Annotated in this window: 15 protein-coding genes; 2 read left to right on the top strand and 13 right to left on the bottom strand. The window is 69.8% G+C overall.

Annotated features, from left to right (window positions below):
* Nucleotides 1–42 precede the first annotated feature (42 nt).
* Complete coding sequence (locus OHA72_RS50115; protein ID WP_327003169.1) at nucleotides 43–2,334, bottom strand: winged helix-turn-helix domain-containing protein; 2,292 nt, start codon at nucleotides 2,332–2,334, stop codon at nucleotides 43–45.
* A 151-nt stretch (nucleotides 2,335–2,485) separates the two neighbouring features.
* On the opposite strand from OHA72_RS50115, the gene OHA72_RS50110 reads away from it, so the two are divergent.
* Nucleotides 2,486–3,139 (top strand): adenylate kinase, encoded by a 654-nt coding sequence (locus tag OHA72_RS50110; protein ID WP_327003168.1) that lies wholly within the window; start codon nucleotides 2,486–2,488, stop codon nucleotides 3,137–3,139.
* A gap of 6 nt (nucleotides 3,140–3,145) precedes the next feature.
* Here the strand turns inward: OHA72_RS50110 and OHA72_RS50105 are convergent, their stop codons facing one another.
* The 9 genes from OHA72_RS50105 to OHA72_RS50065 all read right to left on the bottom strand — a co-directional run bounded on the left by OHA72_RS50105 (nucleotide 3,146) and on the right by OHA72_RS50065 (nucleotide 11,476).
* Entirely contained in the window at nucleotides 3,146–4,246 is a 1,101-nt protein-coding gene (locus OHA72_RS50105) for an amidohydrolase family protein (RefSeq protein ID WP_327003167.1), read from the bottom strand.
* The gene (locus tag OHA72_RS50100; RefSeq protein ID WP_327003166.1) at nucleotides 4,234–5,580 is read right to left on the bottom strand and encodes a glutamine synthetase family protein; all 1,347 of its coding nucleotides are present in this window, start codon (nucleotides 5,578–5,580) and stop codon (nucleotides 4,234–4,236) included. The genes OHA72_RS50105 and OHA72_RS50100 overlap by 13 nt, the downstream gene beginning before the upstream one ends.
* Nucleotides 5,570–6,568: a hypothetical protein gene (locus OHA72_RS50095; protein ID WP_327003165.1), complete on the bottom strand. Its 999-nt coding sequence runs from the start codon at nucleotides 6,566–6,568 to the stop codon at nucleotides 5,570–5,572. The genes OHA72_RS50100 and OHA72_RS50095 overlap by 11 nt, the downstream gene beginning before the upstream one ends.
* Nucleotides 6,569–6,669: 101 nt before the next feature.
* Nucleotides 6,670–7,410: an SDR family NAD(P)-dependent oxidoreductase gene (locus OHA72_RS50090; protein WP_327003164.1), complete on the bottom strand. Its 741-nt coding sequence runs from the start codon at nucleotides 7,408–7,410 to the stop codon at nucleotides 6,670–6,672.
* Nucleotides 7,407–8,072, bottom strand: coding sequence for a type 1 glutamine amidotransferase domain-containing protein (locus OHA72_RS50085; RefSeq protein WP_327003163.1), 666 nt, complete (start codon nucleotides 8,070–8,072; stop codon nucleotides 7,407–7,409). The genes OHA72_RS50090 and OHA72_RS50085 overlap by 4 nt, the downstream gene beginning before the upstream one ends.
* A gap of 11 nt (nucleotides 8,073–8,083) precedes the next feature.
* On the bottom strand, nucleotides 8,084–9,124 hold the full coding sequence (locus tag OHA72_RS50080) for a phosphotriesterase family protein (protein WP_327003162.1): 1,041 nt from the start codon (nucleotides 9,122–9,124) through the stop codon (nucleotides 8,084–8,086).
* 45 nt (nucleotides 9,125–9,169) lie between these two features.
* Nucleotides 9,170–9,598 carry a DJ-1/PfpI family protein gene (locus OHA72_RS50075; protein ID WP_327003161.1) on the bottom strand — a complete coding sequence of 143 codons (429 nt, stop codon included), beginning with the start codon at nucleotides 9,596–9,598 and terminating at the stop codon, nucleotides 9,170–9,172.
* A gap of 80 nt (nucleotides 9,599–9,678) precedes the next feature.
* Nucleotides 9,679–10,635 (bottom strand): ROK family protein, encoded by a 957-nt coding sequence (locus OHA72_RS50070; protein ID WP_327003160.1) that lies wholly within the window; start codon nucleotides 10,633–10,635, stop codon nucleotides 9,679–9,681.
* Nucleotides 10,628–11,476, bottom strand: coding sequence for a cupin domain-containing protein (locus tag OHA72_RS50065; protein WP_327003159.1), 849 nt, complete (start codon nucleotides 11,474–11,476; stop codon nucleotides 10,628–10,630). The genes OHA72_RS50070 and OHA72_RS50065 overlap by 8 nt, the downstream gene beginning before the upstream one ends.
* A gap of 147 nt (nucleotides 11,477–11,623) precedes the next feature.
* On the opposite strand from OHA72_RS50065, the gene OHA72_RS50060 reads away from it, so the two are divergent.
* On the top strand, nucleotides 11,624–12,379 hold the full coding sequence (locus OHA72_RS50060) for a GntR family transcriptional regulator (protein WP_327003158.1): 756 nt from the start codon (nucleotides 11,624–11,626) through the stop codon (nucleotides 12,377–12,379).
* 11 nt (nucleotides 12,380–12,390) lie between these two features.
* On the opposite strand, the gene OHA72_RS50055 is transcribed toward OHA72_RS50060, so the two are convergent.
* Genes OHA72_RS50055 through OHA72_RS50045 form a run of 3 tightly spaced genes read right to left on the bottom strand, consistent with a single transcriptional unit; the run spans nucleotide 12,391 to nucleotide 15,441 of the window.
* Nucleotides 12,391–13,215, bottom strand: coding sequence for a carbohydrate ABC transporter permease (locus OHA72_RS50055; protein WP_327003157.1), 825 nt, complete (start codon nucleotides 13,213–13,215; stop codon nucleotides 12,391–12,393).
* Nucleotides 13,212–14,171 carry a carbohydrate ABC transporter permease gene (locus OHA72_RS50050; protein WP_327003156.1) on the bottom strand — a complete coding sequence of 320 codons (960 nt, stop codon included), beginning with the start codon at nucleotides 14,169–14,171 and terminating at the stop codon, nucleotides 13,212–13,214. The genes OHA72_RS50055 and OHA72_RS50050 overlap by 4 nt, the downstream gene beginning before the upstream one ends.
* Nucleotides 14,172–14,175: 4 nt before the next feature.
* Entirely contained in the window at nucleotides 14,176–15,441 is a 1,266-nt protein-coding gene (locus tag OHA72_RS50045) for an extracellular solute-binding protein (RefSeq protein WP_327003155.1), read from the bottom strand.
* Nucleotides 15,442–15,703 lie beyond the last annotated feature (262 nt).

The raw sequence follows: 15,703 nt of genomic DNA, 5'->3' as shown, positions 1-15,703 counted from the left end.
TCGACGGACGCGCTGCGACGGTTCGGCCACGGCGCCTGCGGATCAGGTGAGGTTGTTGTCCAGTGCGTATCGGGTGGCCGCGCTGCGGCTCCGCACTCCGATCTTGTGGTAGATGGAGCGGAGATGGGCCTCAACGGTGCGTTCGCTCAGGTAGAGCCCCTGTGCGATCTCCGCATTGGTGGCGCCGGTCGCCAGAACGGCGAGCACGGTCGACTCCCGCTGGGTGAGCAGGTGCGGGCCGGGCACCCGGGGGTGCGTGGCGGCCGTCTCGTCCTCGGCGGGCGGGCCGAGCAGATGTCCCGGATCCGGGCAGGTGCTGAGGATCTGATCCGCGGCGGCCCGCAGCCCGGCCGCGTCGCCGTTGCGGGCGAGTTGCTCGCGTGCGCTGGCCAGCGTGTTGAGCACTTCGACGTATTCCAGCCGGGCTGATCCCCGGCGTACCAGCTGGTAGGCCCGGGTGAGCTCCGGTTCAGCGAGGTCCGGCCGGCCGTCGGCGAGATCGAGCCAGCCCTGGACGAGGTGCCGTCGGTGGGTCTGGTAGTGCTCGTCCAGGATGCGGAAGCGGACGTCGTTGTCCGCGCTGTCGAGCCACTCGCGCGCCGCGTCGCGCTCACCCCGCAGCACGAACAGCTTGCACAGGCCGCCGATGGCTCTGACGGCGAGCAGGTGGTGGTTGGTCGCGTCGGCATGCGCAAGCGTGCAAAGGTGTCCCTCGACCGCTTCGTCGAAGTGGTTGAGGCGGGTGTCGACGAATGCCGCGTTCGAGCGACTCAGGTCGTGCCAGACCTGGTCCTGCGGAATCAGGCGGAGGGCCTCCCGCGACCAGCCGAGCGCCCGGCCCATGTCTCCGTGGGCGTAGCTGTAGAGCTGCTCGACCAGCGCGTCCTTCGCACCGAGGTCAGCCCGTGACTGCCCACCGGTGTCGGCGTCGACGCTCACGGCCAGGTCGATCCAGGATTTCGCGACACTCAGGTCATTGGCGATCAGCGCGGTCATCGCGCGGGCCGCGAGCAGTTTGGCGTCGCCGCGCACGGCCGGTTCACCGATGGCGTCGAACCAGCCGAGCACCGTGGCGAGCTGGCCGTTGTTGGCCACCTGGAAGTAGTCGGTGGTGATGAGGTCGCCGGCGGTCGCGACGTCTGCGGCGGCCAGGGCGTGCCGGACGGCGTCGACCGGTAGCCCGTGCTCCTGGTGCCATGCCGCCGCTCGTCGATGCAGGACCGGGACGAGCTGGGGTTCCGTATGTTGCAGCTCGCGCTGGAGCACGTCGGCGATGAGATGGTGGTATCGAAACCACGACCCTTCATTGTCCAGCGCGGTCAGGAACTGCAGCTCATGCTCGGCCCGGTGGAGATGGTCAGCGGCGTCGTCGGCGTCGGTCACACAATCGCAGAGCGATGCAGACAGGCGACCGAGGATCGATGTCCGCCGCAGGAACGTCCGCATCCGTGGTGGCTGCCGGTCGAGGACCTCCTCCATGAGGTAGTCGGTGATGTGCCGGACGGTGCCGGAGAAGGCGGTGATGAGGCCGTGGACGTCGGTGCATCCCTGCAGGGAGAGCGCGGCGAGGTGGAGCCCGGCGGGCCAGCCTTCGGTCCGGTCGTACAGCACGTCGATGTCGGCGTCGGAGAGCGGGGCGCAGATCTCCTTGGTGAGCAGACGGGCCGCCTCTGCTCGGGTGAAGCGGAGGTCCTTGGCGCCGATCTCCACGAGGATGTTCTCCGCGCGGAGCCGGCTGATCGGCCAGGTGGACGGTGGCCCGAAGCGGCTGCTGACCACCAGGCTCAATGACGGTGGCAGGTGTTCGATGAGCCGGCCGAGGGTGGCGTGGATCCGCTGGTCGTGAATGAGGTGGTAGTCGTTGAGCACCAGCGTCACCGCAGTGGCACACGCACACAGCTCGTTGACCAGCACCGGCACCACGTCGTCGAGCACGCTCGTGCCGGGGGCGGCCAGCAGGCGCTGGGACCGGCGACCCACTCCCGATTCCTCTCCTGCGACCTCGGCCAGGCCGGCCAGCGCATAGGACCAGAACCGGTGGACCTCGTTGTCGGACTCGTCGACGGAGTACCAGGCTGTGGGGCCGGGCACCGTGCGCAGCCATGCGGCGAGCGCGGTCGACTTTCCCCAACCGGCGGGCGCCTCGATGAAGGTGAGCCGTCCGGGCCCGGCGCGGGCCGACAGCAAGCCGGTCAGCTCCGGGCGTTCCATACATCCGGGCCACGGCCGCGGGGGCAACAGCTTGGTGCACAGCAGCCCACCGAAGCCGGACGCCGTGGCCGTCCATGGGTCACATGTCGTAGTGCCCGCCATGATTTCCGCCTTCTGGCTCATCGGGTGGCATCTACCGGGAACTACCTAGACCGCCGGTTGTCACGCATTAGGCAGCAGCACCGATGCCCGGCATGTCAAGCGCTCCTAGCGTTGACGGCATCACTCAACTTTCGCACAAGAGGACCTTCGCACAAGAGAGCAGGACAAGGGCATGCGAATCGGAATGGTCGCGCCGCCGGGCGCAGGCAAGGGAACGCAGGGTGCGCTGATCGCCGCCCACTTCAACATCCCCCACATCTGCACAGGTGAAATCCTGCGTGATCACGTCAATCGGGGCACCGATACCGGCCGAGTCGTGAGCGATTACCTCGACCGCGGGGAACTGGTGCCGGATGAGGTCCTGTGCGACACGATCCACCAGGCGCTCAGCGATGTGATAGCGGCCGGCGGCGACTATGTCCTCGACGGAATGCCACGCACCATGGACCAGGCGCGGGCGATCCACCGCGTCTCCTCGGAACTCGGCATGGCCCCGGACGTGGTGCTCCACCTGAAGGCCGACGACGAGACGGTCAGGCAGCGGATGCTGGCCCGAGCCGCTGTCGAACACCGCTCCGACGACACCGAGCCGGCCATCCGACGCCGGCTGGCGCTCTACCATCAGATGACGGAGCCGATCCTGGCCTGGTACGCCTTCCGCGGCATTCTTGTCACCGTCGACGCCACCCGCACCGCCGCGGAGGTGGGCCGGGAGATCCTCGCGGTGCTCGAGGTCCTGCGCCCGGTGATCCGCAACGTCCCGGAGAAGATGCGCCGACCGGTCGACCTCACCATGCTGACCCCGGCGATGGCGCAGGGCAGCTGACCGCCATCAGCCGCGCCCGCCCGCCGCGAGCGCGTAGACCCGGCGGGCGGTGCCGGCGCACACCCGCTCGGCGAGTCGCGCCGCGTCTGCCGTGCTGATCGCGTCGTCGGTCCGCCAGGCGTCCAGCATGCGGCGCAGGCTGTGCCGGAACTGGGCGGCGCCGATGAGGTACAGCTCGGGCAGCAGGTAGGCGTCGGTGGAGAAGAGCACCTTGCCGAACGGGGCGAGTTCGAAGAACTCGGCCAGCACCGCGTCGGCGCGCAGGCCGAGGTGTCCCACGGTCAGGCCGACGTCCAGGTACACGTGCGGGTAGACCTGTGCCAGCCAGCCGGCTTGGCGGTGGTACGGGTAGCAGTGCAACAACACGACGGGCACGTCGACGGCGGCGAGGAACGGCTGGAGGAGTGCGGGATCGGCGGCCGGCAGGGCCAGGTCGCGGTCGCCGAAGCCGGTGTGCACCTGCAGCGGCAGTCCCGTGTCGACGCCGGCCCACAGCAGGTGGCGTAGCAGCACGGGATCGGTGAGCCGCCCGCCGCCCCCGCGCAACCAGTCGCCGGCCGCCCGGCGGACCTCGGCCGCTGCCGGGCGTTCGGCGGGCACGGTCAACCCGGCGCGGTACGCGATGATCGATTTGACCGCGACCGCATGAGCCGTCCGGTCTTGGAGGGCCTCCGCGAGCGCGGCAGCGAACCCGGACGCGTCGACACCCGTGGCGGCCAGGTGCTCGGCGACCGCTTCGAGCCGTACGACCTCGCGTACCGTCGCGCCGGCGAGACCGCCGAGCGTCGCGGCGTCGAGCAGGTCCGGGCCGGCCAGGCCCGTGTCGACCAGCAACGTCGTGAGGCCCGCCGACCGCAGCAGGGTCTGCGTCGCCTCGCGCCAGCCGATGCCCGAGCGGTGGGCGAGGTAGTCGCCGATCTGCGCGTGGCGGGGGAGTCCGAGCGCGGGCGCGCACCAGCGCCGGAGCGCCAGTCCGACCTGACTGTCCAAATAGGACACTCCGGCCGGTGCGGGCAGGTGCGCCTCGGTGCACGCCAGCTCGAACGCCTCCGCGTCGAGCTCTCCCGCGACGACGGTGTGGCAATGGGCGTCGATCAGTACTTCCACCGGCCGGCCTCCGCGATCGCCGCCGGATCGGCATTGCGGAACAGCTCGGCTTCGGCGCGCCGCACCGCACAGAACGCCTCGAGCAGGGGCTCACCGAGGGCCGCCGGAAGCAGATCGTCGCGGCGCAGTGCTTCGACCGCCTCCTCGATGCCGCCCGGCAGCCGGGGCGGTCGCTCGGCGTCGGGGAGCAGCGCCGGGTCGATGGTGGTCTCGGGCGGCAGCCGCCGCTCACCGTCCGCGATCCCGGCGACGAGCGCCGCCACCGCACCGACCATCAGATACGGGTTCGCCGCTCCGTCGCAGCACTTGAGCTCGGCGTTGGCGGCCGCGTCCCGCTCACCGAGGCTGCCGGTCACCAGGCGCAGCGCGGCCTCGCGGTTCTCGTGGCCCCAGCACTGATACGGCGCCGCCCAATGCTGGGGCACCAGCCGCAGGTAGCTCGCCACGCTCGGTGCGCCGATCGCGGTCAGCGCCGGGAGCCGGTCGAGCAGCCCGGCCAGGATCGTCTCGCCCTGTGCGGTGAGCCCGTACGGGCCGTCGCCGCCGCTGAACAGGTTGCGGCCGTGCGACCAGGCGGACAGATGCAGGTGCTGGCCGTTGCCGACCTGCCCGGCGACCACGACGGGCGCGAACGACACCCGGTGGCCGAACGACTGGGACACGGCGCGGATCGTCTGCCGGACGAGCACGTGCTGGTCCGCCGCCGCGACCGGGTCGTCCGCGCCGACGGAGATCTCCAGCTGCCCCGGCGCGTACTCCGGGTGGAACTGCTCGACCGGCACGTCCTGCGCGTCCAGCGCCGCAAGCAGGCTGTCGACGTACGACGAAAGCTCCACGACGCGGGTCATGCCGTACGCCGGGCCCTGGCACGCCGGCGAGGCGTCGTCGGTGCCGACGAACCACTCGACCTCGAACGCCATCTGGAGGTCGACGCCGCGCTTGCGGGCGCGCTTGGCGCTGGTGCGGGCGAAGGTCCGCTGGCAGCCGGCGTGCGGCTCGCCCTCCTGGGTGAGCCGGTCGGCGGGCGCCCAGGCCCAGCCGGGCTGGGCGGCGAGAACGGTGAACCGGTCCAGGTCGGGGTACAGCCGCAGGTCGCCGACCGGGCCGCCGATGTGGCGGCTGGTGGTGATCGAGTCGTCGAGCAGGAACACGTCGAAGACCGGTGACATGCCGACCCCCCACGCCGCCGCATGCCCGAACCGGCCGATCGGCACCGTCTTCACCCGCGTCACGCCCGCGTTGTCGACGAAGGTCAGCGCCACCGCCCGTACCCCTCGGGCGGCCGATTCGTCAGCGAGCTGGCGCGCACGGGCGCTGCGCTCTTCACGCTCCATTGCCCGATTGTCCCTTGTCGGCCAGCTCCGTGGCGCGCCGTCCGTTGGCTCTCCACCATGCCGCGTACGTGCCGTCCCAGGGGAGGGGGTCCCTTCGCACCCCGTCGGAGCGGTACGTGCGCCGGGTGGGGAAGACCGTGACCTCCATGTCCGCCTCGGACTGGCGGGAAGCGAGCCTCACCTCGTCGAATGAGTCGTCCACCGGGACGACCGGCCGGCCGCTCATGACGACGTGGATGTGATCGAAGATGCCGTGCTCGAACGAGTCGAACACGGTGATCGTCAGGAAGCAGGCGCCGAGCGGGTTGGGCGGGTCGGGTCTCTCGCGGGCGGCCGCCCACTCCGCAATCGTGTGACCCGCTGCCCACTCGAACCGGGCTACCTCCCCGGGTCGCAGGAGGCGTTCTGTCCTCGCGGCGGTCGCCTCCACGAACTGGGCGTGGTCGTCGAGTCGCACGCGTGCGGTGGTCGCGCCCTCGTTGATCAGTACGCCCCGGGTCTGGAACCACATGAGCCGGGTCCGCTCGGCGTCGCGTGCGAATAGACGCGCCGGCGAGGCCGCTTCGGCCTGCGCCACGGAACGCTGGTCGAGCAGCCGCACCTCGTTCCCGTAGGGCATCCGGTCGCGCGTCGCATCGATCAACGGTGGCCATTGCGGCGCCTCGAACAGCGCGACGACGAGCGGAGCCCGCTCGTCCGTCCTGGCGCGTGCCGCTTCCCGGACCGCCGCCGTGGCGGCCTTGAGGACCTCCTGGGCGAGGGCGACCTGCTCGTCGGCGGTCTTCGACTGTGCCGCGCTGATCTCGACCTGCCGCTGCAGCTCCGGCAACTGCTTGGCGGCGGTCCGGGCCGCCCGCCGCCCCGAGCGAGCGGCCGAGGCGGCGGCTGTCGCCGCGGCGACCGCACCGATGGCCGAGACGATCTGAATCCACTCGGCCAACGTCAGACGACCGATGCTGGCTGCCAGCGCATCCCAAAAAGCCCGCACGATGTGCGACCTGCCCCGCTCGGGAAGGTATAAGCACTTGATGCCGACGTGACGCCGCAATGCCGGGTGAGGATGAGCCGTGGGGTGATGCCTGTCGTGGCTCAGGCGGAGAGCAGGCCGCCGTCGATGATCACGGACTGTCCCGTCAGGTAGGCCGAGCCCGGACCGAGCAGGTACACGATCAGGGCGGCGACCTCCTCCGGATCGCCCTGCCGGCCCAGCGGCACCCGCGTGACGATGCCGTTCAGGGCGGCCTCGGTGTCGGCCTGGGCGTTCCAGTACGGATCGTTGAACGGGGTGTCGATCCACCCGGGACACACGCTGTTGACGCGGACTCCACGGCCCGCGAGCTCGACCGCCAATGATCGGGTCAGGCTGATGAGCGCGCCCTTGGACGCGGCATAGGCGAACGTGCCGGGACTGCCGCGGTGGGCCGCGGTCGAGCCCGTGAACACGATGCTCCCGCGGGTGTCCGCCAGCGCCGCCATGGCCGCCTGGGCCAGCAGGTAGGGCGCCCGCACGTTCACCGCCATGGTCGCTTCCCACGCCTCGAACGCGAAGGACTCCAGCGGAGCGACGACGTGCAGACCGGCGGTCACGACAACGTGGTCGAGCCGCCCGAACGCCTCCAGGGCGGCGTCCACGGCGGCCTTCGGCGCGTGCCGGTCGGCCAGGTCGTGGTGCCCCACGACGATCCGTCCCGGGGCCTGCTGTGCCGCCACCTCCCGGGCCGCCGGGTCATTGACGTCGGCCAGGTAGACGTCGGTCCCGGCGGCGCGCAGGGCCCGCACGGTCGCCCGTCCGATGCCGGTGGCGCCGCCGGCGACCAGCGCGACGGTCACTCGCCGGCCACCGCGTACGCCCGGTAGTTGGCCGATCCCGGCCCGGCCGCACGGTTCTTCACCACGGCGGCCGCGTGGTACACCGCCGAGCTCGGCGTGGCATCATGCACGACGGCCGGGACGTCGCCGCCCTTTGCGTCGCTGCCGGCCAGGGCGTCGAGGATCCGCGCGAGGAACTGGGGCAGGTCGTTGGGCAGCTGCGAGGTGATGAGGTTGCCGTCGACCACGACGGCCTCGTTGCGCCAGTCGCCACCGGCGTGGATCACGTCGTCCTTGATGACGGGGACCGACGTGACGGCCCGCCCCTTCACGATGTCCGCCGTCGCCAGCAGCCACCCCGCGTGGCAGATCGCCGCGACCGGGGCGGCCCGGTTGTTCAGGGCGCGGACGAACTCGACGAAGCGCGGTTCCCGGCGCAGGTACTCGGGGGAGAAGCCGCCGGGCACGATCACCGCGTCGAAGTCGTCGGGCGACACGTCCGCGATGCCGACCTCGGCCACCACCGGGTAGCCCAGCTTGCTGGCGTAAACCTCGCCGGCGCGGCTGCCGACGATCGTGACCTTCACACCGGCCTCGCGCAGCCGCAGGACCGGATACCACAGCTCCAGCTCCTGGTACAGGTTCTCGGCAAGGACAGCGACTCGAGCCTTCTGCAGTTCCATCCAGTCCTCCGTCAGACCGCAATCGACAGGATGCGTCGAGGGTTGTGAATCATGATCTGGTCGAGCTGTTCGTCGGTGACGCCCTTGGACTTCAGGCGCGGGACCCAGCTGGTGAACATGTAGTTGAGGTTGACCTTCTCGTTCTCCAGCTGCGGGTCGGACTCGGTGACCGTCGCCCGGGGGTTGAAGAACCACCGGTCGAACGACAGGACGATGCGGTCCAGGTAGCCGTCCTCGATGAGTTCGATGAGGGCATTGGCCATCGCCTCGTCCAGCTCCTCCGCGCTGCCGACGCGCCAGGGGATGCCGATGTGGTCCAGCTGGACGTTCGCGCCCATCTTGAGGATCTCGCGCATCATCGCGACCTGCGGCGGCACGAAGGCGTGGCCGATGATCACCTTGGACAGGTCCATGCCGACCTCGTCGAGGATCTCGAGCTGCTCGCGCCCCGGGTTCGTGACCTCGAAGTCCATCGGGTCGATGTGGGTGTTGATGCCGCAGCCGGTCTCCATGGCCGCCTTGCCGGCCGCCCGGATCAGGCGGTCCTCCACCTCGTGGACGTGGCGGCCGTACGCGCCCACCGGGCTCGGCTTGGGCAAGACGCTCTCCTGACCGGTGGCGATCTTGATGGCGCCGGCCTTGTACGGCGTCTGCTGCCACGCGAACACCATGCCCTCGGTGAGGTCGCGCACGAAGAACTCGGTGAGCTCCTCGATGGTCTGCCGGCGCCAGTAGTACGGCACACCCATGCGTTCCGGGAAGAATCCGGTGATCGCCACGACGTTGATGCCGGTGCGCCGGGCGACGTCCACCATGAACTGCGGGTGGCGGCCGACCTCGGCCGGGGTCATGTCGATGAGGGTGTTGTACCCGTTGGGGATCATGCCGTCGATGATCTGGCCGCTGACCCGTTCGACGGCGGCGGGATGGTCGAACGCGGTCCGGTGGTCCAGCTCGGCCCCGGGGTAGCCGTAGAGCAGGTGCTCGTGGGTGAGGATGCGGCCCGACTCCTCGGCCGGGACGTCACCGAGCACGGTACGGAAGATCTGCATGACGAAACGCTCCTTCGACGTCGACGAGAGCAGGCGCGCGGCGGCTCAGCCGGCCAGCTCGGTCCGCAGCCGGATGAACAGGGAGGGCAGAGCGTCGGCGTCCGCCGCGACGCGGTCGGGATCGACGTCGAGGACGACCTCCCGGACCAGGTGGGCGCCGGAGCCGCTGGCGTAGATGGGCACCTGCGCCGCGCGCAGCCGGCGCAGGAGTGACACCTGCGCGTTGCTGATCGCCGGGCGACCGGTCACGGTTCCCGGCACCACCAGTGCATCCACGTCCTCGGACACGACCTCGTCCGCGGCTGAGTCCCCGAGGACCGGGTAGCCCAGGTGGCTCTCACACGGACCGTCCCCCGGACCGACGACCTTGACCTCCGCCCCCTCCTCCCGGGCGCGCAGGACCGGGTACCAGAACTCGAGCTCCTGGTAGCCGTCGAAGGCGAAGACGACGATCGAACGGTTGGACAAGCTCATGGGACTGGCCTTTCAGGAAAACTGGTCTACAGGAAGGACCAGTTTGAGTGTGTCACACGAATGATCGGCGCGGAAGGTCGTCAGGGGCTCGCCGCGGTCAGCTTGTCGAGCGCGTAGGACGCGGCGCCACGCAGCGCCGCGTCCTCGTCCTCTGCCACGTGGTGCAGCTCCGTGCGGGCCCAGCGCGGCCGGGTGCGGTCCCAGTGCGTGCGCACCGCCCGGCCGAACCAGGTGTCCGGGCTCAGGGCCGCGCCGGCCAGGACGATGCGGTGCGGGTCATGCGTCGCGACGATCGTGCGCAGGCCCGCGGACAACGCGACCGCGGACCGGTCGAGCACGTCGGCCGCCCGGCTGTCGCCGTTCTCCGCGGCGTCCTGCAGGTCCCCGGCGTGCAGGACGCGCCCGCCGGCGCGCGCGGCGAGCATGGGACTCGACCCGTCCTCCGCGAGTGCGTTCGCGGCCTCGGCCAGGCCCCGTCCGGAGACCAGTGCCTCAAGGCAGCCGGTGCCGCCGCAGGGGCAGCGGGGGCCGTCCACGTCGATCACCACGTGGCCGAAGTCGCCGGCTCCGCCGAGCCCGGGGTCAAGCGCGCCATCCCTGACCACCGCTCCGCCGATGCCGGTGCCCATGGTCAGGACGGCGGTCGTCCCGTGCGGCCAGTGCGCGGCCACGCCCAGTGCCGTGGCCTGAGCGTCGTTGAGTAGATAGGTGGGCAGCGGCAGGTGTGGACGCAGGGCGGCCGCGACGTCGGTGCCGTCGGTGAAACCGAGGTTGAGGGCGGTGCCGACGATGCCTTGCTGGACCACGCCCGCGATTCCCACGCCCACCGCGGCCGGCGCCTGGGCGAGGTGCGAGGTGACCCGCAGGACCATGTCGGCGACGGTGGCGTACTGCTCGGCCAGGCCTGGCGGCTTGGCGCGACGATCCTTGTGCACGACGCGGCCGCCCGACACGGCGGCTGCCCTGATCCAGGTCCCGCCCCAGTCGACGGCGGCGACGAGGATGTCGTGACCGCCGTCGACCGCGAGGTCATGCAACGCAGCCCGGCCGGTACTCGCCGGCCACCGAGAAGAGGCACGAGGCGGGCTCGTGGCTCATGTTGTAGAACGAGTGCTGTGTGCCGGCCGGGATTCGCACGCCGTCCCAGGGGTCCAGCTCGACCCATTTCTTCGTGCCGGTGAGCTCGACGTGCAGGTTGCCCGACTCCACGAAGATCACCTTGTCGGCGCCGTGGCTGTACACGTCGCTGCGCTGGCCGCCCAGGAACGACATCTTCCCGGCGGTGAGGTGCTCGGTGCTGGCCAGGATGCCCACGAGGATCTCGCGGCCCCGGGTGGTGCCCTCCATGCGCCAGAGGGTGTCGGCCTCCCGGATCATCCAGGTCGTCCGCTCGCGCGGGGTGTCACGGGCCATCGGCCAGTTGCCGAGCAGCTCGTCCTGGCCCTGCTTCGGCGGGCCGTCGAGCGGGGGCTGGGAGCGCGCGTAGGCACCGCCCGTGCCGGCCTTGGGTGCGGGCTGGAAGAACTCGAGCATCCGCAGCTGAACGTTGCTGTGGTTCCACTGGTAGTGCCAGGTGTCCTTGCGGAAGAAGATGGCCTCACCGGGGTTGACCACGAAGACCTCGCCGGTGACCGGATTGCTCTGGACCATGCGCCCTTCGAGCACGTAGAAGAGCTCGTCCGCGCCGAACACGGTGGGGTGGGCGGGCGAGGAGATCGCGGAACCGTTCGGCGGCATGCCGACGATGTTGAGGTTCATCGTCGCGTCGTCGGCGTAGAACCAGTCGCACAGCCGTCCGGTGGTCTCGTCGCCCCACGTGCGCCGCTCGAGGTCCCGATACCGAAGGACCTGCGGCTCGCGGATGCTCTCGTCTGTCATGTCGCCCTCTCGTGCCAAACTGGTCTGTATATTGGACCAGTCTGGTGGTCCGGGTCGTGCGTGTCAATCGAATCGGCCATGCCCGGCCCATGCACAGCAAGGGAGTTAGGATGCAGCGCACACGAACGAACCCGAGGAGCGGCAGCCGTGGCGAAGGCACTGGACCTCAAGGTCTCCCCGGCCCGGGTGGAGGGCCGCAACAACGCGGTCGAGGCCTACCGTGCCCTCTCCGAGGCGCTGACCGTGGGACAGTTCCCGGCGGGCACCCGGCTGCCCGGTGAGCGCACCCTGGCCGCCGAGCTGGGGGTCAGCCGGGCGACGCTGCGGCAGGTGCTCAGCGCCCTGGCCGACGCCGGACGGATCGTGCCGTCGCCGCAGCGCGGCTGGTTCGTCGCCGAGAACCGGCTCGTGCACGAGCCCAACCGGCTGCGCGGGCTCAGCGAGGTCGCCCGCGAGCGCGGCATGGAGGCGACGTCCCGGGTCATCCGGTCCACGGTCCGCCCGGCCACCCTCGCGGAGGCGGAGGTCCTGGGCATCGACACCTCCCAGCCGGTGATCGACCTGCGCCGGGTCAGGTTCCTGGACGGCTCGCCGCTCAGCGTCGACCACTCGTGCCTCGATGCCGCCCGGGTGCCCGGCCTCGAGGACGTCGACTTCACCGGCGTGTCGCTCTACGACGTGCTGCGCGACCGGTATGACATCGCGGCCAGCCGGTGCGACTACGAGCTCGCGGCGGAGGCGGTCAAGGCACGGGAGGCCAAGGTGCTCGGCCTCGAGCCCGGCGACCCGGTGCTGGTCGGTTACCAGAAGACCTTCGACCAGCACGACCAGTGCTTCGACGTGGGCCGCCAGCTGTACCGCGGGGACGCCTACCGGTTCCAGGCCTCGCTGTTCCGCTTCTGACCCTCTGTCGTCTAGCCCTTCATCGCGCCCGATGCCATTCCCTGCATCAGCCGCTTCTGGACGACCAGGAAGAAGATCACCACGGGGATCGTGAAGATCACGCTCGCCGCCATCACCCCGCCCCAGTCGGTGTAGTAGCTGGAGAAGTACTGCTGCAGGGCGACGGGGAGCGTTTCGATCTCGGGCCGCTGCATGTACGTCGCCGAGAACATGAGCTCGTTCCACGACGTGATGAACGCGTAGACGGAGCTCGCGGCCAGCCCCGGCCAGGCCAGCGGAAACACGATCGACCAGACGGCGCGCAGCCGGCTCGCCCCGTCGACCAGGGCAGCCTCTTCGAGCTCGAACGGGATCTCCACGACGAACGAGCGCAGCATGAACGTGCACAGGCCCACGGTCAGGGCCAGGTGGCTCAGGGTCAGCCCCTGAAACGTGTTGAGCAGGCCGGCGTTGCGGAACAGCGTGAACAGTGGGATGACGAGGATGGTCTGCGGCAGCAGCTGCGTGACGAGGATGACGACCGTGAGGATGTGCCGCGTCCGCAGCCGGTAACGGGCCAGGGCGTAGCCCGCCAGCAGGGCGATCAGGCCGGTCAGCAGCGTCGTCGCCGCGGCGACGATGAGGGAGTTGCGGAACTGGGTGGGAATGTTGCCGTCGAGCAGGTGCGTGTACCGCTCCACGGTCGGCGACGTGACGATGAACCGCGGGGTGCGGGTGAACAGCTCGCTGTCGGGCTTGACCGACGTGACCAGCATCCAGAAGAACGGGAACAGGCTGCTCACCACGATCACGGCGACGAACAGGAACAGCGCACCACGGCGCAACAGTGACGTCATCGGACGTCCTCTCGATTCAGCCGGACGTACAGCACGCTCACCGCGGCCAGCATGAGGAACAGGACCACGGCCATGGCCGCGGCGGAGCCCTGATCGAGCTGGGCGAAGGCCTCGAGCCAGGTCAGCAGGGACAACACCTCGGTCGAATGGTCCGGGCCGCCGGGCGGCGTGGTCATCACCAGGAAATGGTCGAAGGACTGATACGCCCAGATGGTCGAGATCGTGGTCATCACGACCAGCAGGGGACGGATCATGGGCAGCCGGATGCGTCGCAGGACCTGCCAGGCGCTGGCGCCGTCGACCCGGGCCGCCTCCACCACTTCACCGTGCGTGCCGCGCAGCCCGGCGAACAGGGAGACCGCCACGAAGGGCACCGAGTGCCAGACGACGGCGACCGTGATGGCCACCATGGCCGGCGTTCCTGTGCTGAACCAGGAGTAGCCCTTGAAGGAGTCCAGGCCGAACCAGTTGACCAGCAGCCAGTTGACCACGCCGTACTGGTCGTCGAACATCCACTTCCACACGACGCCCGACGCGACCCGCGGCATGGCCCAGGGCAGCAGCACGATGACGCTGAGCACCTTGGCCGCGCGGGGTGCGGCGTCGAGGACCAGGGCGATGGCCAGGCTCAGCAGGATCGTGGTGACGACCACCGCGACCGCGAACAGGGTCGTGCGCAGCAGCGCGGCGGTGTAGTCGGGGTCGGCGAAGATGTCGCGGTAGTTCTTCAGCCCGACGAACGGTCCGCTCTGCAGGTACTCGCCGTCGTAGAACGACAGCCAGATCGTGCGCGCCACGGGATATCCGACCACGCCGACGATCACCGCGAGCAGCGGCGCCAGAAAGGCCCACGGCAGGAATCGCTTCTCGAAGCCTTGCTGCCCGCGCGGCAAGCGCCGCTCGCGCAGCGTCCTCGGGATGGCCGAGGACGCTGCGCGCCGGATCGTGGTCTTCACATTCTCAACCAATTGCCTGGTTCACCTGGTCAGCGAGTTCCTTCATGGCGGCGTCGGCCGTCTTCTTGCCGCTCATGATCGACTGCATGGCGTTCACGATGGAGTTGGCCCCCTCGACCTTCCCCCAACTGGCCACCGGGGGAATGGAACGGGTGTGGTCGGCCTGGTCGGCGTACGCCTTGAACAGCGGGGCGGAGAAGGACCCGGTGGCCTTCTCCTGGGCCAGCGCGTCGTTCGTCGCCGGGAGCAGACCCAGGTTCGAGGTGACCGGCACGAGGTTCTCCTTGTTCATCATGAACTTCACGAAGTCGTTCGCCACCGCCTTGTTGTTGCACTCGCGGAACACGGCGAGGTTGCTGCCGCCGGCGAACGTGTCGTTGTTCCCGCCCGGCCCCTTGGGCAGGACGGCCGTGCCCAGCTTGCCCTCCAGATCGGGGCTCTGCTTGAGAATGGTCCGCAGGTCCCACGACCCGCCGACCATCATCGCCGTCTGGCCGAGGCCCATGGACTTGTCGACGTCGGCCGCGGTCCAGGCCGAGGCGCCGGCGGGCGACAGGTGATCCTTGGTCAGCAGGTCGGAGTAGAACTGGAACGCCTGGACGGACTGCGCCGAGCCGGCCTCGGAGACCCACTTGTCGCCGCTCTGCTTGGCGATCTCCCCGCCCCAGTTCCAGATCAGCGGCAGGTAGTACCAGTGCGCGCCGCCGATGATGCCGAACCCGTTGACGCCCTGGTGCTTCGCCTGAATGGCCAGGGCGTCCTCGCGCAGTTCGTCCCACGTGGCGGGGGGTGCGGTCTTGCCGATCGCCTCGAGCATGTCCTTGCGGTAGATCAGGGCGCGGACACCGGTGTCGTAGGGAACGGCGTAGGACTTGCCCTTGAAGACGGTCGACTCGATCATGCCGGGCACGTAGGTGCCCTGGAGCGTCTTGGGGTCGTCGGCGTACACCTGGAGGGCATTGAGCGCCGCGAATTCGGGGGTCCAGGTGTTGCCGATGAGCGCGACACAGGGAACGCTGCCGCCGGCGATCGAGGTCAGGTACGTCTGGTGTGCGTCCTTACCGAGGAACCGGAGGTTCACCTTGGTCCCCGGGTGTGCGGCGGCGTAGTCGTCCGCCAGCTTCTGCATGATCGGCTGCTGGGCGTCGCCGATGGGGTCGCCCATCCAGAAGTCGATGTTTCCCTTGATCTCGCCCGAGCTGTTCGCGCCCGAGTCACTTCCTCCACCACAGGCCGCGAGGGCGAGGGCTCCCGTCAGTGCGATGGCCACGGCGACACGGCCGCGCCATAAGTTCCTTGCACGCATCGCTGCTCTCCTCTGCTGGGGACCGAAGACCTGCCAAGCGCGGGGTACGCGGTGCCTCCGGACCTGTCAACCTGCCCGGCTGTCTGACAGCCGGATAGGTTGTCCCTCAGGGTGCACCGCAGTGGGGTGGATCGCAAGGGCCTCCGCTCTGTTCGTTACCAAGTTTCCTTGCGCCCGGGGGCCGCGGTTTGGTAGACACGCGGGAGAGATCGGTTTCGGATCGCCG

This window comes from Dactylosporangium sp. NBC_01737 (genome assembly GCF_035963215.1).
In the GTDB taxonomy this organism is placed as follows: Bacteria; Actinomycetota; Actinomycetes; order Mycobacteriales; family Micromonosporaceae; genus Dactylosporangium.
Note: the sequence above shows the minus strand (reverse complement) of the source record. Positions and strands in the feature narration are given on the sequence as shown.

Bases quoted from the DNA above. Each gene is read 5' to 3' on its own strand.
- OHA72_RS50115 (WP_327003169.1), bottom strand. From the start codon at position 2,334: ATGAGCCAGAAGGCGGAAATCATGGCGGGCACTACGACATGTGACCCA.
- OHA72_RS50110 (WP_327003168.1), top strand. From the start codon at position 2,486: ATGCGAATCGGAATGGTCGCGCCGCCGGGCGCAGGCAAGGGAACGCAG.
- OHA72_RS50100 (WP_327003166.1), bottom strand. From the start codon at position 5,580: ATGGAGCGTGAAGAGCGCAGCGCCCGTGCGCGCCAGCTCGCTGACGAA.
- OHA72_RS50085 (WP_327003163.1), bottom strand. From the start codon at position 8,072: ATGGAACTGCAGAAGGCTCGAGTCGCTGTCCTTGCCGAGAACCTGTAC.
- OHA72_RS50080 (WP_327003162.1), bottom strand. From the start codon at position 9,124: ATGCAGATCTTCCGTACCGTGCTCGGTGACGTCCCGGCCGAGGAGTCG.
- OHA72_RS50075 (WP_327003161.1), bottom strand. From the start codon at position 9,598: ATGAGCTTGTCCAACCGTTCGATCGTCGTCTTCGCCTTCGACGGCTAC.
- OHA72_RS50065 (WP_327003159.1), bottom strand. From the start codon at position 11,476: ATGACAGACGAGAGCATCCGCGAGCCGCAGGTCCTTCGGTATCGGGAC.
- OHA72_RS50055 (WP_327003157.1), bottom strand. From the start codon at position 13,215: ATGACGTCACTGTTGCGCCGTGGTGCGCTGTTCCTGTTCGTCGCCGTG.